The organism is Streptomyces sp. NPDC102402 (assembly GCF_044765765.1).
In the GTDB taxonomy this organism is placed as follows: Bacteria; Actinomycetota; Actinomycetes; order Streptomycetales; family Streptomycetaceae; genus Streptomyces.
This window is the reverse complement of the sequence record NZ_JBIWKR010000020.1, coordinates 90,473-111,275: the sequence shown is the minus strand read 5'-3', so window position 1 is coordinate 111,275 and position 20,803 is coordinate 90,473. Positions and strand designations below refer to the sequence as shown.

The following is a 20,803-nucleotide window of genomic DNA, read 5'->3' as shown; positions in this document are numbered from 1 at the left end:
ACCGACCCGATCGCCAACATCACCGCGGCGGCCAACTACGCCGCCGACAAGTACGGCTCCATCGACAACGTCGACTCGGCCTACTGAGCAGCCCGCTGCCGGTACCGCGCGGCCATGCCCCGGAAAGGACGCGCGGAAGGCTCCCCTGATCCGGGCAGGATCCAGCCGGCCCGGATGGCGCGCAGCTCGTTCGTCGACGCCCGCACCCCCACGGCCGCCGGTGAGGCTTCCCACCTCGCCGGCTCGGCGGGCGCTCAGTCGAGACAGAACTCGTTGCCCTCGATGTCCTGCATCACGATGCACGACTCGTTCTCACCGTCAGCCGGCAGAGTCCGCACGTGTGCCGCGCCGAGCGCGAGCAGTCGCGCGCATTCGGCCTCCAGCGTGGCCAGGCGCTCCTGGCCCACGAGCCCGGTGCCGGCCCGCACACAGAGATGCACCCGATTCTTGACGATCTTGCCTTCGGGAACGCGCTGGAAGAGCAGGCGCGGGCCCGAACCCGTGGGATCGCTGCACGCGAAGTAGACGACCTGTTCGTCGGGCGGCAGCGAGCGGTGGTACTCCTCCCACGTGGCGAAACCCTCCGGGACCGGCGGTACGACGTACCCCAGGACCTCGCACCAGAACTCGGCGAGCCGCGCGGGATCCGCGCAGTCGAAGGTGACTTGGAACTGCTTGATCGACGGCATCGGCGCACGATAACAGGGCTCTGTCGCTCATCTCCCGTCATAATGCGCGCATTGCCGGTGAGGACGACCCTTTCCGTCCCCTGCCGTGACGCTCGGTCGCAAGGGTGATCCCAGGGGGCGAGGTCTGCTTCGGCCGACTGCTCCTGGGCGCGCTCGGCGCTTTCGGGCACCACGGCAGCGGCGCAGTCACCGGGAACGGATCCCGGCGAGGTGATGCGCGGCAGAGCGAAGCGGTGACGGCCTCGCCCCGGCCGCCCGACGCCCTTCGCGAGGCGGGTCCTGGCGGGAGGTGCGCGCAGAGGGATCACCGGCCAATAGGCTGACCCGCATGTCTGTCACGCTGAGTTCCACCAGGACCCGCGCCGCCCTTCGCACCTCGGCGCGTGTCTCAGCCGAGTTGCTTCTCGTCCTTGTCATGGCCGCGACCGCGCTGTGGCTTCTGGGCCGCATGTGGTCGGTCGTATGGCCCCTCGTGGTCGGCTTGCTGCTCACGACCCTGACGTGGCCCGCCGCCCGCTTCCTGCGGCGTCGTGGATGGCCCCCGGCTCTCGCCGCTTCGGTGGTGACCGTCCTGTTCCTCCTGGTGGCCGGCGGCGTCGTCGCACTGATCGCGGTGCCGGTCGCCTCCCAGTCGGGGGAGCTGAGCGACGGTGTGGTCGAAGGCATCCAGAAGCTGCGTGAATGGGCCTCGGGGCCGCCGCTCAACATAGGCGACGACCAGATCACCGGGGCCTTCGATTCCGCGACCGCCCGCATCCAGGACAGTGTCGGCGGCATGGTCAGTACGGTCGTCACGGGAGTGAGCACCGTGGTCAACGGTGTGGTCACCGCCGTGCTGGCGGTCTTCCTGATGTTCTTCATGCTCAAGGACGGCACGCGGTTCCTGCCCTGGCTCGCTCGTCAGCTGCCCGGGCGGCTGGCCACCGATGTTCCCACGGTGGCCGCGCGCGGCTGGGCGACCCTGGGAGAGTTCGTGCGTTCCCAGGCGTACGTCGGCCTGCTCGACGCCGTCCTCATCGGCATCGGCCTGTGGATCGTGGGAGTGCCGCTGGTGCTCCCGCTGGCGGTGCTGACGTTCGTGTCGGCGTTCGTGCCGATCGTCGGGGCCCTGTTCGCCGGCTTCGTCGCCGTTCTCATCGCCCTGGTGTCGAACGGGCCGACCGACGCGCTGATCGTTCTGGCGATCATCATCGTGGTGCAGCAGCTCGAGGGGAACGTCTTCCAGCCCATGATCCAGAGCCGCGGACTCGGCCTGCACGCCGCGGTGGTCCTGCTCGCGGTGACGCTGGGCGGCAGCCTGGCCGGGATCGTGGGCAGTCTCCTCGCCGTCCCCGCCGCAGCCCTGGTCGCGGTGGTCTGGAACTATCTGCGCGAGCAGCTCAGCGAGCCGGAGCAGGAGCCGGAGCCGGAGCCGGAGCCGGAGAGCCCGCACGTCACTGTGTGACGCCCCTGCTCCGCGCGTGGGCCCGGCCGCGCCCTCCGTGGCCTGCCCCGGTACAGGCAGGCCACGGAGAGGAGCGGGTGCAAGCCGTCTCGGCAGGAGCCGCCCTCAGACGTCCTTCTGGGCGGCGGCACGACGCTGCCGCTTGCCCAGAGGCGCCTGGGAGAGATCCTCGGCCTGGCTCCGGAGGTTCTTGTAGCCGTAGCGCCGCTGCTCCAGCCACGCCTTCGCCGCTTCCTCGGCTCGCTCGGTCGCCGCGAGGATGTCCTCCTCTTCCTCCCCCGAGTCCTGGAAGCGGAAGGTGAACGCCGGCCGTGCGGCGATGTCGTAGCTGAGGTGTCCCTCGGGCGTGAACGCGGCGCGCAGCACATCGTGCTCCGCGGCGCGGGCCAGGAGTTCGGCTCTCTGGTCGGTGGTGAGCCCGTCGAAAACACCGCGGACAGTGATACGGAACGTACGCGTACTCATCCAAGGACCTTAACCAGCGGCTGTTCCGGGATCCACCGCGTTTCCGGGCGGCACGCCGGCGCCGAGGCGACGGCGGCCAGGCTCCTGACCGTACCGACGCTCCCGGTCACGTCGAGCGGGAGAGCTGTGCCCGCACCCAGGCCGCATCGGGATTGACGTGGGGACGGCCCGCCACCACGACCGTCGGCACCGTCTCGTTGCCGTCGGCGGCCGCCCTCACCACCGCCGCGCCGTCCGGGTCGTGCCAGATGTCCACCCAGTGCAGCCGGCGGGCGTCGCGGCCCAGCCGGAACCGGAGGCGGAGGCAGTACTTGCAGCCGGCCCGCCAGTAGACGACCGGACGGCCGTCGACCGCGCTCCGCCGCCGCGCCTCCGCGGAGCCGATCGAACGCGGGAACGCCAACGGCGAATGCAACCCGGCGAGCAGGGCGAAGAACAGGAGCAGCGGAACCGCGGTGCCGGGGAGGCCTCTGGCGAACAGTGAGGCCGCGACGAGTACTCCGCAGGCCGCGAACAGTGTCGGCAGGATCCAGGCGCGCATCATGAGGACGCAGGCTAGCGGCAGCGCCGGTGCGGATGGATCGCGGGCCCGGATGTCCGGCGGCCGGGCGGTCACCGACCCGCACGGAGGGCCAGGCGGAGCGCTTCCGCCGGGTACGGGGTCTCTCTGCTCTCGTCCTGGATCCTGAGGTAGAAGTCCGTCAGCACCGAGGCGAGCGGAGCATGGCGGGAGAGGATCGACATGGCCTCGCGCGGTCCGCCCGGCGGGGCCTGGCCCGCCGCGCACGCGCGCAGGAGCGCCGCACGCTCCTTCCGGTCGCATCCGTACACCGCCGTGATCAGCCAGTTGACCAGCCAACTGAGCGTGTAGCAGCGGTCGTAGGACCGGTGCAGGTCGAAGAAGCCGGTCTCCGGCGGCGAGAGATCGAACCGGGAGGAGAGGGCGAGGCCGAAGTCGGTGAAGTAGAGGCGGCGGCCGTCGGTCAGGATGTTCTCGAAGTGGGCGTCGAAGTGCAGGAGTCCGCGCGCGTTCATGAAGGACGTGCCCGCCTCCAGCTCGCGCTCCACCAGAGCGCACGCCCGGCCGGCGGACTCTTCGCCGGCTTGTACCCGCTCGGTGAACCACGCGTGCAGCGTCCGGGGGATGTACTCCAGAAACAGCGTGAGGCTCGCGGACGACCGGCCGAGGGCCCGATACGACGGCGTACTGCCGGGCCGCCTCCCCAGTAGGGCACGGCGCGCTCCACATCCGCGAGTTCCTCGGGAAGCGCGGCCCGGTCCGGCAGTATCCGCCAGTGGTACATCAGCGGGAACCCCGGGTACTTCCCGCCGAGTACCCAGTTCGTCGTCATCGTGTGCACGGCGAGCTCCCGCCAGGCTCCGAAGCCAGGGCTGCCGACACCGTACTGACAGAACGTCGGAAGTCCGAAGAGGTTGGCCGTGGACCGAAGATGCTCCGGCAGCCTCTCCATGTCCGTGAGCGGCACCCGCTTCACGAAGACCGGCCTCCCGCCGATCTCGAGCAGCGCGGACCTCCCGCCGATACCGGAGCCGAGCGGCCCGGCGGCGTCCACCAGCTCGCCCAGCCGGCGATCACCGTGCCGGGCGAGGGACGTGGAGACCGCGGCGTACGCGGCCGATCGCTCGGTGTCCGGCACGCCGTGACGCCCGATCGCCCTTCGCATCGAAGCGCCGCCTTCCCGCAGGCAGACACGAACGGCCCGTCGACTGCTGCTTCCGGACTGTACGTGAAGGCCGACGGCGCGATCGCCTTCAGCGCCGCGGACGGCCACCGGCCACCGGCCTCCTGCCGCCGTCGTCCGAAGGGACGGTGGCGTCGGTGACGCGGTCGATCCGGTAGTAGTCGGCGACGCACCCCCCGGGCCAGTAGGCGGCACCATCCCGGCCGAACGGCTCCAGCATCTGGCTGATCACCAGCCGCTCGTACGGAAGGACTTCGGCGCCGGCGGCCGCCCCCTCGCGCAGCCGCCGGTCCTGGGCGTCCCACCGCTCGGCGCGTGCGCGCATCTCCGCGTCGAGGTCGAGCAGGGAGACAGCCGCGCTGAGGCAGACCAGGACGCAGAGAGCCGCGCACGCGGCCCGCAGGGGCACGGCCGCGCGCGCACGCCGGGCGGCCAGTCCCAGCAGCACACCGGCACCGACGAGCAGAGCCACGTACACCAGGAGGTAGTCGTTCCAGAGCCGGCCGGCGCTGGGCCTGCTGACCCGGTCCTGGAAGACCGGGTAGGCGATGACCGTGCAGAGGTAGCCGGCCACGAGGAGTGCGGCGACCGCGGCACACACCGTCAGGGCCCAGCGGGCGGGCGGCCCCGGCCGGCTCCCGTCCCCGCGACGGCACAGCAGCCCCAGGAGCGTCCCCACGGCGGCGGCCCCGACGTACTCCCATGTGGTGACCACGGTCTGGGCGATCTCCGTGAACCCGCGCAGGGAGGCGGAGAGGGACTCCGGCGAGGTCATGGACGCCGTCCCCGCCCCGAACCGCTCCCGCCGGTGCGTCGAGCCGGGCGAGGTGATCAGGACGAGGGCCCCTGCCCCGACCCCGGCCAGCCCCGCCGCACACCAGAGACGGAGAAGGCTCCGGGACGGCCCGGCGGCGGCAGGCACGCTGAGCAGGAGAAGGGTGACCAGCAGCACCGCGACGACGATCGCGGTCCCCTCCGACAGGGTGCCGATCAGCAGCCCGCCGAACACCGCGACGGCGAGGGCCACGCCCCTGGCACGCCGCGAGCGGGCCGCCAGGAGCGGGAGCAGCGCCGCGCAGGCCAGCACCGGCGGCATCGTGTGCGAGACCGACGCGGCCGGCCAGTAGAACGTCTTGTACGTGTTGGGCGTGACGAACAGGAAGAGAGCGGTCGTCATGGCCGCGACGAGAAGGGGCAGCCCGCGTGGCACGGTGAGCCGGGCACGCCGCAGCGCGAGGACCGTCACCGCCCACAGCACCGTGAGCGTCAGCACCCCGCTGACGAGGCCGAACCACTGGTGGCCCGCGACCTGGAACTCCGCGTAGGCGCCGACCAGCACCGCGTTGGCGACCCGTCCGTTGTCCTCGAAGTAGAACTGCCCCATGAGAGCGGTGATGCCGCCGTCCCGCACCACGGGCAGGAAGCACCAGTCGTCGGCGCCCGGCCTGACCGACCGTCCGAACCACGCGGCGGCGGCCAGCAGGGCGAGCGGCGGGAGGCAGAGGGCCCACACCCAGAGCGAGGTGTACGAGCGAGGCCGGCGCCCGCGCCCCGCCCGTCCCGGCGCGCCCCGCGGGTCATCCGCGTCCTGTGCGTCCTCCGGCTGTCCCGCGTCCGGCTGTCCCGGGACCGCGGATCCCGCCGTGCCGTCGGACACCCGGACTCACCGTTCCTCGGAGGAGCGGACGGAGCGGTCGGGGAGCGGACGGCCCACCGGCCGCTCCACGGGCCGTGCGGCCGCCCCCGCCGGGACGGAGTCGTCACGCCGGCCCGACATGATCGCCCACCGGGCAAGCAGGAAGGAGACCGGCGTGACGAGGACACCGGCCGCGAGGGCGGCCAGGTTCTTGTCCATGCCGAGACCGCCGACCGCCCCGTAGAGCAGTGCGCCAGAGGCCACGAGGTTGACGAGGCTCGACAGGGGATAGCGGACGAACGCGCGCCACGTCGGCTTCGTCCGGCAGGTGACGTAGGAGTTGAGCAGGAACGAGCACACGATGCTCACCGCATATCCGAGGACATGAGCCACCAGGTAGGGGATCCACCGGTTCAGTACGGCGTAGACGCCGAGATAGACGACCGTGTTCACGCACCCGACCAGGACGAAACTGCCGAACTGGCGGACGGTGCGCGCACGCGGTGGGACGTGCTCGTCCAGCACAGCGGTGGCCGGGGGCAGCACGGGGCGGACCGGCAGTGCCGCACCGTTCGCGTCCGTCTCCCTCACGACGTACGGCGGACGGTGCTTCGCCTCGTGGTAGATGCGGCCCACGTATTCACCGATGACGCCGAGGGTGACCAGCTGGATTCCGCTGAGCGCCACCACCGCGGTGAGCAGAGTGGCGTAGCCCGGTGTCCTGGCGCCGTGCAGCACCACGGTCACCACGGTCCACACCGCGTAGGCCAGGGCCGAGAGGAAGACCCAGAAGCCGGCGTAGATGGCCAGCCGCAGCGGTCGGTTGTTGAAGGACAGGAGCCCGTCGATCCCGTAGTTCAGCAGGCGCTTGCTCCCCCACTTCGAACGTCCGGCCACACGCTCGCTATTGCGGTAGCGGAAGCTGACCGTCTCGAAACCGATCCAGGAGAAGATCCCCTTCGAGAAGCGGTTGCTCTCCGGCAGGGACAGGACGCTCTCCACCGCCCGACGCGACAGGAGCCGGAAGTCGCCCGATCCGTCGAGGAGCTCCACGTCCACACAGCGGCGCACGACCGCGTAGTAGGCGTGGCTGAGGGTGCTGCGCACCAGGCCTTCGCCCGAACGGTCACGCCGCGGGATGACCTGGTCGTACCCGTGCCGGTGCAGCTCGAGCATGCGGGGGACGAGTTCGGGCGGGTGCTGGAGGTCCGCGTCCATGATCACCACGGCGGCGCCCCGCGACATGCGGAGACCGGCGAGCATGGCGGCCTCCTTGCCGAAGTTCCGGCTGAACGCCGTGTAGTGGGTCCGCTCGTCCTGCGCCGCGAAGGCGCTGAGCAGCAGCCGTGTGCTGTCACGGCTCCCGTCGTCCACGTAGCAGATCTCGAACGTCTCCCCGAGCCCTTCCAGGACCGAGAGGAGAGCCGCGTGGAAGGAGCCGATGCCGTCGGCCTCGTTGAAGCAGGGCACGACGAACGACAACTGAAGGCCGGTCACGTGACACCTCCGGACGTCCTCGGGCTCGGAGCGGTGATTTTCCGCGCCACCACAGTGGCCCATCCAACGGTGTGGACCTTCCGCCGTCGCTCCGCACGCGCGGGCCGCGGCCCTCTTTCGCACGAACGGCGCACGAACGGCGCACGAACGGCGATCAGGAGGGGCCGCCCGGGCAGGGGGCCGGTCCGGCACGGGAGTCATGCCAGACGGCTGCTCCCACGTGCGGGTGGGGAACCGGACGCCGACGGTCCGGCTGTCCGGCTGTCCGGCAACGGCCCGGCAAAGGCGGCGGCCCCCCGGCCGGTCGCCGGGGGGCCCGCACACCTGTCCCGTCTCAGCGCCGTGTGCGGACCAGCAGGTAGACGAAGTACGGCGCACCGATGACGGCTGTCATCAGACCGGCGCCGAGCTGCGCCGGGGCGATCACCGTGCGTCCCGCCAGATCCGCGACGCAGACCAGCAGACCCCCGAGCAGCACGGCCACCGGGACCACGCGTACGTGGCGCCTGCCCACCAGGGCGCGCGCCGCGTGCGGGGCGACCAGCCCGACGAAGGCGATCGTCCCGGCTGCGGCCACCGCAGTGGCGGCGAGCAGGACGGAGACGACGAGGAAGCCGAGACGCGCCCGGGGGAGTCCGAGGCCGAGGAGCCTCGGGGTGTCCTCGTCGAGCGCGACGAGATCCAGCTCCCGCCGGCGTGTCACTGCCACGACGATGCCGATCGCGAGCGCGACGGCCACCGGCACCGCATCGGGCATGTTCCGCCCGTACGTCGAGCCCGACAGCCAGGTCAGGGCCTTGGTGGTGTCGAACGGGTCGCTGAGCACGATCACCAGGCTGATCAGCGCGGCCGCGGCGGAGGACACCCCGAATCCCAGCAGGACCAGCCTGTTCTGGCGGAAGCCGCCCCGCGCTGCCAGTCCGAAGACGAGCGTCGCGGTGATCGCCGCCCCGCCGAACGCCGCCCCGGCCACCTCCCACGAGCCGGGGGCCTGTGCGGTGGTGACCAGGAGGACCGCGCCGAGACCCGCGCCTCCCGAGACTCCCAGGATGCCTGGTTCCGCGAGCGGATTGCGGGTCACCGCCTGCACCAGGGTGCCGGACAGGGCGAGTGCCGCACCCGCGAGGAGAGCGGCCGTCACCCTGGGCACCCTCGTGTCGAGGACGAAGGTGACGATCCGGCCGGCCCGGCCCTGCGCCCAGTTCACGACGTCGCCGAGCAGGAGCTTCGAGTCGCCGAGGAGGACGGCACCGACCAGCACGCCCACCAGGAGGACGGCGAGTACGACCACGGTGACGAGGAACGTGCTCCGCCCCGGGATCCGCAGCCGGTCCGGCGCCTCGGCCGAGGCGGTGTCACGGGTGCGGAGCGCCATCACGACGAGGAACACTCCGCCGACCACGGTCGTGACGACGCCGGTCGGCACCTCCACAGCGGTGTCGGCGGGGACGACCGCGCGCAGCGCGACGTCCGAGAGGAGGACGAGCGCGGCACCGACGAGTCCTGCCACGGGCAGGCTCACCCGGGAGCGGACGAGTCCCCGGAAGCGGCGGGTGAGGGGTCGGACGAGCGCGGGCGCGCAGAGGCCGACGAACCCGATCGGGCCGGCGAGCGTGACCGCCGCCGCGGAGAGCAGCGTGGCGAGCACGACCGTGGTGACCCGGGTCCCGCGGACGGAGACGCCCAGCCCGCGGGCGGCGTCGTCGCCCAGCGCCAGGGCGTCGACGCGGCGGGCGACCAGCAGAAGCCCGATCAGGCCGACGGCTATGACGGGGGCCATCTGGACGACGCCGTCGAACCCGTTCTGGCCGATGCTCCCCTGGTTCCACCGGTAGAGGCCCTCGGTCTGCTGGGGGAAGAGGAGCAGCAGCGCATCGGTCACCGCGTTCAGCCCCAGAGCGAGGGCGGTCCCCGCGAGGACCAGGCGGACGGTGCCCTTGCCGAGCCCGGAAAGCCCGAGCACGACGGCCGCGGCGGCGAGCCCGCCGACGAACGCGGCGCCCGACGAGGCGAGGAGCGGAAGGGCGGTCCCGGTGACGGCCAGCATCCCGAGCGCCAGATAGGAACCGGCGTTCACGGCGAGGGTGTCGGGCGCGGCGAGCACGTTCCGGCTGACCGCCTGGAGGGCGGCGCCGGCCATGCCGAGGGCCAGCCCCACGAGGACGGCGGCGACCATCCTCGGCAGCCGGGACGCGATGACGACGGAGGCGTCCCCGGCCTCGGCATTGCCGGTGAGAGCGTGCCAGACCTCTGACGCGCCCACGTCGGCTGTGCCCTGGGTGATGTCGACGGCGGAGAGAACCGTGACCAGCAGCACGAGCGTGGCCGTCACGGCGACCGCGCCCGTCGTGGCCGCGGCGGTGCGGTCACGGCCGACCGCGGTCTTGTCGATGACGGCCACGGCGCGCTACTTCGTCAGCGCGTCGACGAGGGAGTCGATGTACGCCTCCATCGAGCGGGGACCGCCGAACATCCAGACGCCGTCGGGCAGCCGGTGCACGTTGCCGTCCTTCACGAAGGGAAGCGACTTCCACACGGCGTTCTTCGCGAGGGGGCCGGTGAACGTGTCACCGTCGGCGTCGTTGGCGACATAGGTGAACTGGACGTCGCCGAGGCCGGTGAGGCCCTCGACGTCGGTGGTGGCGAGGCCGTAGCTCTCGTCGCCCTTCACCTTCCAGGCGTTCTTCAGGCCGAGCTTCTCGTTGACGGCGCCCAGGAGGGATGTGCCGGTGTAGGCACGGATGGAGACCTGGTTCGACGCCTCGTACCCGTCTGCGGAGGCGATCTCGGCGCCGCCGAGACCGGCGTCCTCGAGGGCCTTCTTCCCCTCGGCGAGACTGTCCTCGAAGCCCTTCTTGAGGGCGTCCGCCTCGGTCTCCTTGCCGGTGGCCTTCGCGATGAGGTCGACGCTCTCCGTCATGGAGCCGATCTGGTCGGCGCCGTCGGCGGCCGTCAGCTCCAGGACGGGCGCGACCTTGCGGAGCTGCTTCACGACGGCCGGGGCGAGGTCGGTGGTGGCGACCACGAGGTCGGGCGCGAGCGCTGCGACGGTGTCGATGCTCGGCTCGCCGCGGGTCCCGATGTCCTTGGGGGCGCCGGTGAGGGGGGCCGCGGTGTTCCACGCGGTGTAGCCCTTCACATCGGCGACGCCCACGGGGGTGACTCCGAGGGCGACCAGGTCCTCGACCACGTTCCACTCGGTGGCGACGACCTTGGTGGCCGGGCCGTCGAGGGTCACCTTCGTGCCCTTGGCATCGGTGAGGGTGATCTTCCCGGCAGCGGGCTTCTTCGCAGCAGCCGAGTCGTCGGAGGACGGCTCCGTGGTTCCGCAGGCGGCCAGGGAGAGGGCGGCGACGGCGACGGTGGCCGTGGCGAGGAGGTTGCGTCTCATGAGGAGGTGCTGAGCCTTTCGGTTCTGGAGTGGTGGCGGCCGATCGCGCGGGTGCGCAGCCGGCCGGTGGAGGGGTCGGTGCCCACGTCGATCCGGATGCCGTAGACGTCCGACAGGAGGCCGGGGGTGAACACGTCCTCGGGTACACCGTCGGCGACGATGCGTCCTGCCCGCAGCAGGGCGACGCGGTCGGCGACGGCCGCGGCCTGGTCGAGGTCGTGGAGGACGACACCCACGGCGATGCCGTGGTCGTCGGCGAGATCGCGGATCAGGTCGAGGAGTTCGACCTGGTAGCGGAGGTCGAGGTAGGTGGTCGGTTCGTCCAGGAGGAGGACTCCCGTCTCCTGCGCGAGGCAGCTCGCGAGCCACACGCGCTGGAGCTGGCCGCCGGAGAGCTGGTCGACGCCCCGGTCCGCGAGGTCCTGGACACCGGTGAGGGCGAGCGCCCGGTCCACCGCGGCGGTGCCGCGGGGATCGGGACGCCCCCAGCGGCCCCGGTAGGGGTAGCGGCCGAAGTCGACCACGTCCCGGACCGTGAGTCCGCCCGGCGTCGTCCGGGACTGCGTCAGGAGCGCGACACGGCGCGCGAACTCACGGGCGCCGAGCGCGAAGCCGTCCTCGGCCTGGTCCGTTCCCGCGTCGACCGTGAGCGAACCGGCGCGCGCGCCCTGCAGACGGGCGAGTGTGCGCAGCAGCGTCGACTTGCCGCTGCCGTTCGGGCCCACGAGGGCGGTCACCTCGGCCGGCCGCAGGGCGATGGCCGCTTCGTGCACGACGTCGACGCGGCCGTACGCCACCGTCACGCCGTCGGCGGACAGTCCGTGTCCACGTGTACGTGGCACGGCGTCGGCCACAGGGGTGCCCACAGCACTGGAAGTGCTCTCACCAGCTCTCATGGACCTTAGGTTAGCCTGCCCTTATGCATGCTCGTGACGGGCGTCCTCCCCAAGGGGCCCCGCACCTCGCCCGACTGCCGGCCGACGACCGCGCGCCCGGCGCCGGAGCGGCCCCGGTCCTCCGGCGCGGCACCGCCCTTCGAGGCGGCCCGGCGGGCGGCGGTCGCGAGTGTCCGGCCGCCGCCCCTCGTTCGAGCCCCGGCGGGACGGGCGTCACCGGGCGCGGTGACGTGGGCGCGCGCGTTGGCGCGCGAATGCCTCGCCGGCCGTCCCGGGCTGCCGCCGGGACGGAGGCGTGTGGCCGGTGGTGAGGGCGGGCCGTCCCGGCCCGCCGTGACGTGACGTCAGGGGCGGCCGGTCAGATAGCCGCCCATGGTGGTGAAGTGCTCCGTCGCGGGCAGTTCACGGCCGTCCTCGGTGCGTACGCGGGTGATGGCCAGACCGTGGTTGCGGCCGGTCCGGGCGTCGGCACCGGCGACGATCACCACGCCCTCGCCCTCGCGGTAGAAGACGCGGCCGGGCGTTCCGCCGTAACGCCCTTCGGAGACCACCGCTGCGAGGACCTCTATGCGCTTGCCCTTGTGGAACGTGAAGGCGCTGGGATACGGCTCGGACTGGGCGCGGACCAGGCGTTCGAGGTCTTCGGCCGGCCAGGTCCAGTCGATGCGGATGTCCTCGGCCGACCGCTTGTGGAAGAAGGTGGCCTGCGAACGGTCCTGGCGGGTGAACTCGGTCTCACCGGCGGCGATGCGGCCGAGGGCCCCGACGGTGACCGGGCCGATCAGGTCGACCGTCTTGTGGAAGAGGTCGGTGGCGGTGTCCGTCGGGCCGACCGGGACCGCTTCCTGGCCGACGATGTCGCCGGCGTCCAGTTCGTCGTTCATCATGTGCGCGGTGACGCCCACTTCGGACTCCCCGTTGATCAGTGCCCAGATCAGCGGGGAGAAGCCGGCGTACTTCGGCAGCAGCGAGTCATGGATGTTCAGCGTGCCGTGGCGCGGGAGGGCGAAGATGCGCGGGGGGATCCACGTCCGCCAGTTGTTGGCGACGATGATGTCCGCCGCGGCCTCCTCGAGGCGCTGGAACAGCTCCTCGTCGTCGGGGCGGTTGCGGATCAGTACCGGCACGCCGTGGGCCTCGGCGAGATCGGCGACGGAGTCGCTCCAGATCTTCTCGTAGGCGTGCTCGCTTCTGGGATGCGTCACCACCAGCACCACGTCGTGCTCGGAGTCCAGGAGGGCTTGCAGGGTGCGATGCCCCCAGGTCTGGTACCCGAACATGACGACCCGCATGGGTTCCTCCTTGGAGCAGGGACTGGCGAAGTGCCAGTAAAGCGAGGCTTACCTTACTTTGCAACACGGCCTCGCGGGAGCCGTGTTGGAGTGTGCTGTGTGCCGTCCGCTTTCCTGCGTCCTATCGACAGCTCCGGCAGATGAGCTTAGGCTCACCTAAGCATCAGCGGCCCGTCCTGTCGGCGTGCCCGCTCGTCCCCTGATTCCCCCACGCCATTCAGGCGGCTTCACCGCACGATGGGAGTGACATGTCACAGGTTCTGCCTGGCGACACAGCACCACCGGTCCACGACCTCATCGGCATCGGTTTCGGACCGTCCAACGTGGCCATGGCGATCGCGCTCAGCGAGCACAACGCGGGCGTCGGCGCGCAGGAGGCGGTGTCCGCCCACTTCTTCGAGCAGCAGCCGCGCTTCGGCTGGCATCGAGGGATGCTGATCGACGACGCGACCATGCAGGTGTCCTTCCTCAAGGACCTGGTGACACTCCGGAACCCGACCAGTGAGTTCAGCTTCCTCTGCTACCTCAAGAGCAAGGGCCGCCTGGTCGACTTCATCAACCACAAGAGTCTCTTCCCCCTGCGGGTCGAGTTCCACGACTACTTCGAGTGGGCGGCCGCCAAGGTCGGCGACATGGTCTCCTACGGCCACGAGGTCGTCGGTGTCACGCCCGTGGTCCAGGACGGAACCGTGGACCACCTGGACGTGACGGTCCGTTCGGAGGCCGGGCTCGTGGTCCACCGGGCCCGCAACGTCGTCATCGGAACAGGGCTGCGGCCCCTGATGCCCGAAGGCGTGGAGCGCGGCGACCGCGTCTGGCACAACTCCGAACTGCTGGCGAAGGTGGAGCGGTTGCAGGGCACCTCGCCCTCCCGGTTCGTGGTCGTGGGTGCCGGGCAGAGTGCCGCCGAGAACGTCGCCTACCTGCACCGCCGCTTCCCCGGTGCCGAGGTCTGCGCGGTCTTCTCCCGCTACGGCTACAGCCCCGCCGACGACAGCAGCTTCGCCAACCGGATCTTCGACCCCGGCGCGGTCGACGAGTACTTCGACGCTCCCGGGAGCGTCAAGCAACGGCTGATGGACTACCACGGCAACACCAACTACTCCGTGGTGGACATCGACCTGATCGACGACCTGTACCGCCAGACGTACCAGGAGAAGGTCCTCGGCACCGAGCGGCTCCGCTTCCTCAACGTGTCCCGGCTCCAGAGCGTCGAGGAGAAGCCGGACACGGTCCACGCCACGGTGAAGTCCCTCGTCACCGGGGAGGAGACGGTCCTGGACGCGGACGTCGTGGTGTTCGCCACCGGATACAGCCCCGTCGATCCGCTCGGCCTCCTCGGCGAGGCCGCCGACCTCTGCCTCCGGGACGAGGAGGGACGCGTCCGCGTCGAGCGGGACTACCGCATCGTGACCGACCCCGAACTGAGCTGCGGGCTCTATCTGCAGGGTGGGACAGAGCACACGCACGGCATCACGTCCGCCCTGCTGTCCAACACCGCTGTCCGGGTCGGCGAGATCCTGGACTCGCTGCTCGACCGGGGCGTCAAGGCCGCGTCCGACGAGGCGCGGCTCGTCGCGGACGGGGCGGGTGGCGCAGCCGGCTAGGGCCTCTCGTCCGGATCAGGCCGGAACCGGACGGAAGACCCTGGGCGGCGCACGGGCCCGCCTCCCGGGCCCCGGACCCACCCTCTGCCCGAGGGAGGTGGGGCGATCGCGCGCGGGGCCCAACCGGCCGACGGTTCCGAGAAGATCAAAGGGATATCGTACGTCGACATGAGCACGACTGCAGTGGAGCGCTCCGCTCCCCGGGGCGCAGCGGAGGCCCGTCGGAGACGGGTGGTGGGTCTGGGCGCGCTGGTGGTGGTCCTCGTGGCGGCGGTGGTGGCCTCGCTGGCCGTCGGCGCGCGTTCGTTGAGCCCCGCGGAGGTGTGGCACGGACTGTTCGCCGAGCCGGACACGGACCGGCGCCTCACCGAGATCAGGCTCATCGTGCAGACGGTGCGGGTGCCCCGGACGGTGCTCGCTGTCGTCGCGGGCGTCGCTCTGGGGATCGGCGGGGCATTGATCCAGGGGTACACCCGCAACCCCATCGCGGACACGGGGCTCCTGGGCGTGAACTCCGGGGCCTCGTTCGCCGTCGTCGCCGTGATCGCCCTCTTCGGGTTCGCGGACCCGCTCCAGTACGTCTGGTTCGCCTTCCTCGGGGCGGGGACCGCCGGCGTCGTGGTGTTCGGCCTGTCGAGCATCGGCAGGGGGGCGGGCAACCCGCTGACCCTCGCGCTGGCCGGGCAGGGGGTCACGGTGTTCCTCGCCGCGATGACCACGGCGGTCGCCCTCTCGGACCTCAAGTCGCTGAACGCGCTGAGGTTCTGGAACGCGGGGTCCGTGGCCGGTGTCGGCTTCGACGTCATCTGGCCGGTGACCGCGTTCATCGGGGTGGGCTTGGTGCTGTCGCTGACCACACTGCCTTCCCTCAACCTGCTCAACCTCGGTGACGACGTGGCGCGGGGGCTGGGCGTGAACATCGCGCTGAGCCGGACGGTCGGCATCGTCGCCATCACCCTGATGGCGGGCGCGGCGACGGCGGCGTGCGGCCCCATCGTGTTTCTGGGGCTCATGGTGGCTCACGTCGCCCGGTACCTGACCGGGCCGGACTACCGCTGGCTGGTGCCGTACGCGGGTCTGCTCGGAGCGGTCGTCCTCCTGGTCTGCGACATCGTGGGGCGCGTGGTGGTACGGCCGGGAGAGCTGGACGCGGGCGTCGTCGTGGCCCTTCTCGGAGCCCCGTTCTTCGCGGTCCTGGTGTGGCGAGGAAAGTTCAGGAGCGCATGAACGCGACAGAGGTGAAGCGACCGGTGGTGCCCGGACTGCGGCTCGGGCAGGTGTCGTTCGTCTGGCGGCCCTGGCTCGTCGGCGTCACGGTTGTGCTCGCGGCGGCCACCTTCCTGGTGTTCTGCCTGTCCATCGCCGTCGGGGACTTCCCCATCGGGCTGTCCCGCGTGATCGCCACGATCCTGGGCCAGGGCGAGCAGGTCGACGAGTTCGTGGTCATGGACCTGCGCATGCCGCGCGCTCTGGCCGGCCTCCTCGTGGGTATCGCCCTGGGGGTGTCCGGAGCGATCACGCAGTCCGTCGCGCGCAATCCGCTGGCCAGCCCCGACATCCTGGGGATCACCGGGGGAGCCACCGTCGTAGCGGTGTTCCTGGTGACGGTGTCCGGGGGGACCGCTGCTGCGGTCATCAGCTCGGTGGGCCTGTCGGCCGCGGCGCTCGCCGGCGGTCTCGGCACTGGTCTGCTGGTGTACTTCCTGGCGTGGCGGCGGGGCATCGACGGCTTCCGGCTCATCCTGATCGGGATCTCCGTGACCGCCGTGACCGAGGCGATCACGACGTGGCTCCTGGCCACGGCCGACATCCGGGACGTGGCGAGAGCCCAGGCATGGCTGGTCGGTTCGCTGGACAACCGCTCGTGGGACGAGGTCCGGGTCGTGTTCTGGTGCACGCTGGTCCTCGTGGTGGTCGTGACGGGGGCCGCCTTCCAGTTCAAGCCGATGCACCTCGGTGACGAGGTGGCCGCCGGACTGGGTGTCCGCTTCACGCGGGTACGGGCGGTCCTCCTGCTGTGTGCGGTCCTGCTGGCCGCCGCGGCGGTGAGCGCGGCGGGCCCGGTCCCGTTCGTGGCGCTGGTGGCGCCCCAGGTGGCGATGCGTCTGGCCCGCTGTCCGACCCCGCCCCTCGTGGCGTCCGGGCTGGTGGGCGCGCTGCTGCTGATCGGTGCGGACCTGACCGCGCGCTCGGTGCTGCCGTTCACTCTCCCGGTCGGCGTGGTCACCGCCGCGATCGGTGGGCCCTTCCTTGTATACCTGCTGGTGCGGGCGAACCTCAGATGACCGAAGGCCGTACGAACCGAACAACCGGGGGACCTGTGGGCGTTCAGCGCGTCACCGAGACCGATCCCGCCGTCCGCGGCCTCTCCCGGCTGGCCGCCCGGGGGGTCACGGTCGGCTACGGCGGACGGACCGTCATCGACGGCCTCGACGTGAGTGTGCCGTCCGGACTGGTCACCACGATCATCGGACCCAACGGGTGTGGGAAGTCCACCTTGTTGCGCACCCTGACCCGGCTGCTCAAGCCGACCGCGGGAGCTGTCGTCCTGGACGGTGAGGACATCGTCAGGCTCAGGACCAGGGACGTGGCCAAGAAGCTCGGTCTCCTGCCGCAGGCACCGGTCGCGCCGGAGGGACTGACGGTCGCCGATCTGGTCGCCAGAGGGCGCCACCCGCACCAGAGCTGGCTGCGCCAGTGGTCCTCGGACGACGCCTCCGTCGTGGAGCGTGCGCTGGCCATGACAGGGGTGTCGGATCTGGCCGACAGGCCGGTCGACTCGCTGTCCGGCGGGCAGCGTCAGCGCGTCTGGATATCCATGACGCTGGCTCAGGGCACCGACCTGCTCCTGCTGGACGAACCGACGACGTACCTGGACCTGGCCCACGCGATCGACGTGCTGGACCTCGTGGACGATCTGCACGAGTCGGGACGCACCGTGGTGATGGTGCTGCACGACCTCAACCTGGCCACCCGGTACAGCGACAACCTCGTCGTCATGCGGGAGGGCGCGATCCTGGCGCAGGGGCACCCGCGTGACGTGATCACGGAGGAGCTGCTGCTGGAGGCGTTCGGGCTGCGGGCCAGGGTGATCGACGACCCTGTGGGTGACCGTCCCCTGATCGTGCCCATCGGCCGGGCTCACGTTCGTCTCAACTGATGCTTCAGTAAAGGAAATAGTAAAAGTTAGGCTAGGCTAACCTCATTCCGCATGGATAAGGTTTGGCTGCCCTCACATGGGGTGCAGGGACAGTGCGAAAGCAGGGGGATTGACGGATGTTCTTCCACAGATCGACGTTTCTGAAGCCGTGGCGGCGGACGGCGGCGACACTCTCCGCCGTGACCCTCGGCGTCGGCCTCCTCGCGGCATGCGGCTCCGACCCGGCGGACGAGACGAGCGACAAGGCGCCGGCCGCCGAAGCCGGCGCGTTCCCGGTCACGGTGGAGCACGCCTTCGGATCCACGGAGATCACCAAGGCGCCCGAGAAGGTCGTCACCGTGGGCTACACCGACGACCAGGCCGTCCTGGCGCTCGGCATCAAGCCCGTCGGCATGGTCGACCAGTACCCGAACCCGGCCGGAACGTCCCCTGACATCAACACCCAGTGGCCCTGGGTGAAGGACAAGTGGGGCGACGCCGAGCCGGAAGTCATCATGAAGAACGGCGACACGGGCCCCAACTACGAGAAGATCGCCGCCCTGCGGCCGGATCTGATCATCGCGGTCTACTCCGAGGTCGACCAGGCCGCCTACGACAAGCTCTCCAAGATCGCCCCTACCGTGGGCCGCACCAAGGCCGAGAAGGAACTCTTCAGCGCGCCGTGGCAGGACAACGCCGTCCACATCGCCAAGGCGCTCGGCAAGGAGGACGAGGGCACCGCGCTGGTCAAGGGCATCCAGGACAAGCTCGACGCCGCTCGTGAGGCGCACCCGGAGTTCGCGGACCAGACCGCCGTCCCGCTGTCCTGGTACGAGGACTCGGTGGCGCCGTTCACCACCACCGACGTACGCGGCCGGCTGGTGACGGGCATCGGGTTCAAGGGCAACACGAAGATCGACGACATCGCGGGCGACAAGTTCTACACCCAGCTCTCTCCCGAGCGCATCGACCTGATCGACGTCGACCGCATCTTCGTCATCAACGACAAGGCGGACCAGGACGCGCTGAAGAAGTTCGAACTCTTCGCGAACCTGCCCGCGGTCAAGGAGGGCAAGGTGTCCTACCTGCTGGACAGTGAGGGACCGGCCGTCGGTGCCGCCATGTCCCAGGGCACCCTGCTGTCGCTTCCCTACGCGATCGACGAACTCGTCAAGTCGGTCGACCAGTGACGCCGGCGGCCCCGTCCCGTCACCAGCGCGTTCAGGCAGCTGAGTGAGCATCACCGACACGCGCCTCGCCCCGGCCGCCGGCCTGCGCACGGCGGCCGGAGGTGAGTCCACCCGATGGGTCGCCGCGCGCTGCCGCGAGGTGCCCTGGCTCACGGCCGCCACCGTGCTCACCACGGTGGCCGGGGCAGCGCTCCAGGTACTCCCGGTGCTCCTGCTCGGCCGCGTGGTCGACGGTGTCGTCGAGGGCGACGGGCGTTCGGTCCTCGTCACGACCGGGATCCTGATGGGAGCCGCCGCGCTGCTCGGCGCGGCGGCCACCGCGGCGTCCACGTACCTGATCGGGCGGCTGGGCGCGGATCTCCTCGCACAGCTGCGTGAAGCCGCGGTCCGGGCGGTGCTGGGGATGCCCAGCGCACGGGTCGAGGAGGTCGGCCGGGGAGACGTTCTGTCCCGGGTCGGCGACGACGTGGCCGTACTGTCCAGGGGCATCCGCACGGCCATCCCGACGGTGTTCTCCGCCGGAGTGCTGGTGGCCATCGCCACGGTCGGCATGTTCGGCCTGGACTGGCGACTCGGCCTGGCGGGTGCCGCGGCGCTGCCCGCGTACGCGCTGGCCCTGCGCTGGTACCTGCCCCGGTCGGCGCCGCTCTACCGGCGGCAACGGGTCGCCCAGGCCGACCGCGCGCAGGCGCTGATCAGTGGTCTGAACGGGATAGACACCGTACGGGCCTACCGACTGGAGGCCGCCTTCCGCGAGAAGGTCACCGACAGGTCGTGGCGCGTGCGCGAGCTCGGGATCGAGGTCTTCCGGATCTTCGGCCGGTTCGTCGGCAGGGAGAACCGCGCCGAGTTCATCGGTCTGGTCCTGATCCTGGTCGTCGGCTACGTCCTGCTGGAGAACGACGCCGCGACCCTGGGCGAGGTGTCGGCGGCGCCGCTCATGTTCCACCGGTTGTTCACCCCGCTGGGCGCCATCATGTTCACCTTCGACGAGGCGCAGAAGTCGGGCGCGAGCCTCACCCGGCTGGTCGGAGTGCTCGGCGAGGCGGCGGACGACCGGCTGGTGGGCGACGGGACCGTGGCGTCCGCGGACACCGTGCCGTACCCCGTGACGGTGGAGGGGCTGACCTTCGGCTATCCCGGCTCCGAGGAGCCGGTCCTGAGGGACGTCAGCCTGACGATCCCGGCCGGTGCCTCGCTGGCCCTGGTGGGGGCGACCGGCGCGGGCAAGTCGACGCTGGCCGCGCTGATCGCCGGCATCGGGACACCGCAGGCCGGATCCGTGCGCGTCGGGCCCGACGACCTCGCCACGCTGGACGAGGCCGGGGCCCGGGCCCTGGTGAGCATCCTTACGCAGGAGACGCACGTGTTCTCCGGCCCGCTCGCCGACGACCTGCGGCTGGCCGCGCCGCGGGCGACCGACTCCGCGCTGATGGACGCCCTGCACACCGTCGGCGCCGGCGGCTGGGCCGAGGCGTTGCCGGACGGCCTGCACACCCTGGTCGGCGAGGGCGGCGAGCGCCTGGACGTCACCAAGGTCGCCCAGATCGCCTTGGCCAGGCTGGTCCTGAGCCAGGCACCGGTGGTCGTGCTCGACGAGTCGACCGCCGAGGCCGGCAGCGAGGGCGCCGCCGAGCTGGAGCGGTCCGTGAAGGCCGCGTGTGCCGGCCGGACCACGCTCTTCGTTGCGCACCGGCTGACCCAGGCCATGGCGGCGGACCGGATCGCCGTGCTCGACGCGGGACGTGTGGTGGAGCAGGGAACCCATGAGGAGCTGGTGGCTCTGGGCGGACGGTACGCGCGACTGTGGCGGGCCTGGCGCGAGGGCAGTTAGGCCCGCCCGAATCGAAGTTG

General features: G+C 71.1%; 16 protein-coding genes and 1 pseudogene. 7 read left to right on the top strand and 10 right to left on the bottom strand.

The features are described from left to right. Nucleotides 1–254: 254 nt before the first annotated feature. A complete protein-coding gene (locus tag ACIRJR_RS33965; protein ID WP_403788046.1) occupies nt 255–689 on the bottom strand; it encodes a VOC family protein in 435 nt (144 codons plus the stop codon). Between the two features lie 328 nt (nt 690–1,017). Between ACIRJR_RS33965 and ACIRJR_RS33960 the strand changes: the two genes are divergently transcribed. Further along, nucleotides 1,018–2,133, top strand: coding sequence for an AI-2E family transporter (locus ACIRJR_RS33960; RefSeq protein WP_403788044.1), 1,116 nt, complete (start codon nt 1,018–1,020; stop codon nt 2,131–2,133). A 105-nt stretch (nt 2,134–2,238) separates the two neighbouring features. Here the strand turns inward: ACIRJR_RS33960 and ACIRJR_RS33955 are convergent, their stop codons facing one another. The 9 genes and pseudogenes from ACIRJR_RS33955 to ACIRJR_RS33915 form a co-directional block, all read right to left on the bottom strand. Beyond that, nucleotides 2,239–2,598, bottom strand: coding sequence for a DUF6204 family protein (locus tag ACIRJR_RS33955; RefSeq protein ID WP_403788042.1), 360 nt, complete (start codon nt 2,596–2,598; stop codon nt 2,239–2,241). A 106-nt stretch (nt 2,599–2,704) separates the two neighbouring features. After that, entirely contained in the window at nt 2,705–3,142 is a 438-nt protein-coding gene (locus tag ACIRJR_RS33950) for a glutaredoxin domain-containing protein (protein ID WP_403788040.1), read from the bottom strand. A gap of 68 nt (nt 3,143–3,210) precedes the next feature. After that, nucleotides 3,211–4,283 (bottom strand): annotated as a pseudogene (locus tag ACIRJR_RS33945) (protein kinase family protein). Nucleotides 4,284–4,371: 88 nt separating this feature from the next. Continuing rightward, on the bottom strand, nt 4,372–5,958 hold the full coding sequence (locus ACIRJR_RS33940; RefSeq protein ID WP_403788038.1) for a DUF6056 family protein: 1,587 nt from the start codon (nt 5,956–5,958) through the stop codon (nt 4,372–4,374). Between the two features lie 6 nt (nt 5,959–5,964). Then, entirely contained in the window at nt 5,965–7,434 is a 1,470-nt protein-coding gene (locus ACIRJR_RS33935) for a glycosyltransferase (RefSeq protein WP_403788036.1), read from the bottom strand. A 334-nt stretch (nt 7,435–7,768) separates the two neighbouring features. Then, nucleotides 7,769–9,835, bottom strand: coding sequence for an iron ABC transporter permease (locus ACIRJR_RS33930; protein WP_403788034.1), 2,067 nt, complete (start codon nt 9,833–9,835; stop codon nt 7,769–7,771). 6 nt (nt 9,836–9,841) lie between these two features. Beyond that, nucleotides 9,842–10,825: an ABC transporter substrate-binding protein gene (locus tag ACIRJR_RS33925; protein WP_403788032.1), complete on the bottom strand. Its 984-nt coding sequence runs from the start codon at nt 10,823–10,825 to the stop codon at nt 9,842–9,844. Beyond that, nucleotides 10,822–11,721 carry an ABC transporter ATP-binding protein gene (locus ACIRJR_RS33920; RefSeq protein ID WP_403788030.1) on the bottom strand — a complete coding sequence of 300 codons (900 nt, stop codon included), beginning with the start codon at nt 11,719–11,721 and terminating at the stop codon, nt 10,822–10,824. Before ACIRJR_RS33920 ends, ACIRJR_RS33925 begins: the two co-directional genes overlap by 4 nt. 344 nt (nt 11,722–12,065) lie before the next feature. After that, nucleotides 12,066–13,013 (bottom strand): methionyl-tRNA formyltransferase, encoded by a 948-nt coding sequence (locus ACIRJR_RS33915; protein WP_403788028.1) that lies wholly within the window; start codon nt 13,011–13,013, stop codon nt 12,066–12,068. Between the two features lie 248 nt (nt 13,014–13,261). On the opposite strand from ACIRJR_RS33915, the gene ACIRJR_RS33910 reads away from it, so the two are divergent. From ACIRJR_RS33910 to ACIRJR_RS33885, 6 genes are all read left to right on the top strand, one after another. Next, on the top strand, nt 13,262–14,620 hold the full coding sequence (locus tag ACIRJR_RS33910) for a lysine N(6)-hydroxylase/L-ornithine N(5)-oxygenase family protein (RefSeq protein ID WP_403788026.1): 1,359 nt from the start codon (nt 13,262–13,264) through the stop codon (nt 14,618–14,620). Nucleotides 14,621–14,788: 168 nt separating this feature from the next. Then, nucleotides 14,789–15,847 (top strand): FecCD family ABC transporter permease, encoded by a 1,059-nt coding sequence (locus tag ACIRJR_RS33905; protein WP_403788024.1) that lies wholly within the window; start codon nt 14,789–14,791, stop codon nt 15,845–15,847. Continuing rightward, nucleotides 15,844–16,905 carry a FecCD family ABC transporter permease gene (locus tag ACIRJR_RS33900; protein WP_403788022.1) on the top strand — a complete coding sequence of 354 codons (1,062 nt, stop codon included), beginning with the start codon at nt 15,844–15,846 and terminating at the stop codon, nt 16,903–16,905. Before ACIRJR_RS33905 ends, ACIRJR_RS33900 begins: the two co-directional genes overlap by 4 nt. Before the next feature lie 35 nt (nt 16,906–16,940). Continuing rightward, the gene (locus ACIRJR_RS33895) at nt 16,941–17,780 is read left to right on the top strand and encodes an ABC transporter ATP-binding protein (protein WP_403788020.1); all 840 of its coding nucleotides are present in this window, start codon (nt 16,941–16,943) and stop codon (nt 17,778–17,780) included. A gap of 116 nt (nt 17,781–17,896) precedes the next feature. Next, a complete protein-coding gene (locus tag ACIRJR_RS33890) occupies nt 17,897–18,949 on the top strand; it encodes an ABC transporter substrate-binding protein (protein ID WP_403788018.1) in 1,053 nt (350 codons plus the stop codon). Nucleotides 18,950–18,992: 43 nt separating this feature from the next. Continuing rightward, complete coding sequence (locus tag ACIRJR_RS33885; protein WP_403788016.1) at nt 18,993–20,783, top strand: ABC transporter ATP-binding protein; 1,791 nt, start codon at nt 18,993–18,995, stop codon at nt 20,781–20,783. Nucleotides 20,784–20,803: the final 20 nt, after the last annotated feature.

What these genes read in the sequence shown, in the direction of transcription:
- ACIRJR_RS33965 (WP_403788046.1), bottom strand. Translation starts at nt 689, where the DNA reads ATGCCGTCGATCAAGCAGTTCCAAGTCACCTTCGACTGCGCGGATCCC.
- ACIRJR_RS33960 (WP_403788044.1), top strand. Translation starts at nt 1,018, where the DNA reads ATGTCTGTCACGCTGAGTTCCACCAGGACCCGCGCCGCCCTTCGCACC.
- ACIRJR_RS33955 (WP_403788042.1), bottom strand. Translation starts at nt 2,598, where the DNA reads ATGAGTACGCGTACGTTCCGTATCACTGTCCGCGGTGTTTTCGACGGG.
- ACIRJR_RS33950 (WP_403788040.1), bottom strand. Translation starts at nt 3,142, where the DNA reads ATGATGCGCGCCTGGATCCTGCCGACACTGTTCGCGGCCTGCGGAGTA.
- ACIRJR_RS33925 (WP_403788032.1), bottom strand. Translation starts at nt 10,825, where the DNA reads ATGAGACGCAACCTCCTCGCCACGGCCACCGTCGCCGTCGCCGCCCTC.
- ACIRJR_RS33920 (WP_403788030.1), bottom strand. Translation starts at nt 11,721, where the DNA reads ATGAGAGCTGGTGAGAGCACTTCCAGTGCTGTGGGCACCCCTGTGGCC.
- ACIRJR_RS33915 (WP_403788028.1), bottom strand. Translation starts at nt 13,013, where the DNA reads ATGCGGGTCGTCATGTTCGGGTACCAGACCTGGGGGCATCGCACCCTG.
- ACIRJR_RS33910 (WP_403788026.1), top strand. Translation starts at nt 13,262, where the DNA reads ATGTCACAGGTTCTGCCTGGCGACACAGCACCACCGGTCCACGACCTC.
- ACIRJR_RS33905 (WP_403788024.1), top strand. Translation starts at nt 14,789, where the DNA reads ATGAGCACGACTGCAGTGGAGCGCTCCGCTCCCCGGGGCGCAGCGGAG.
- ACIRJR_RS33900 (WP_403788022.1), top strand. Translation starts at nt 15,844, where the DNA reads ATGAACGCGACAGAGGTGAAGCGACCGGTGGTGCCCGGACTGCGGCTC.
- ACIRJR_RS33890 (WP_403788018.1), top strand. Translation starts at nt 17,897, where the DNA reads ATGTTCTTCCACAGATCGACGTTTCTGAAGCCGTGGCGGCGGACGGCG.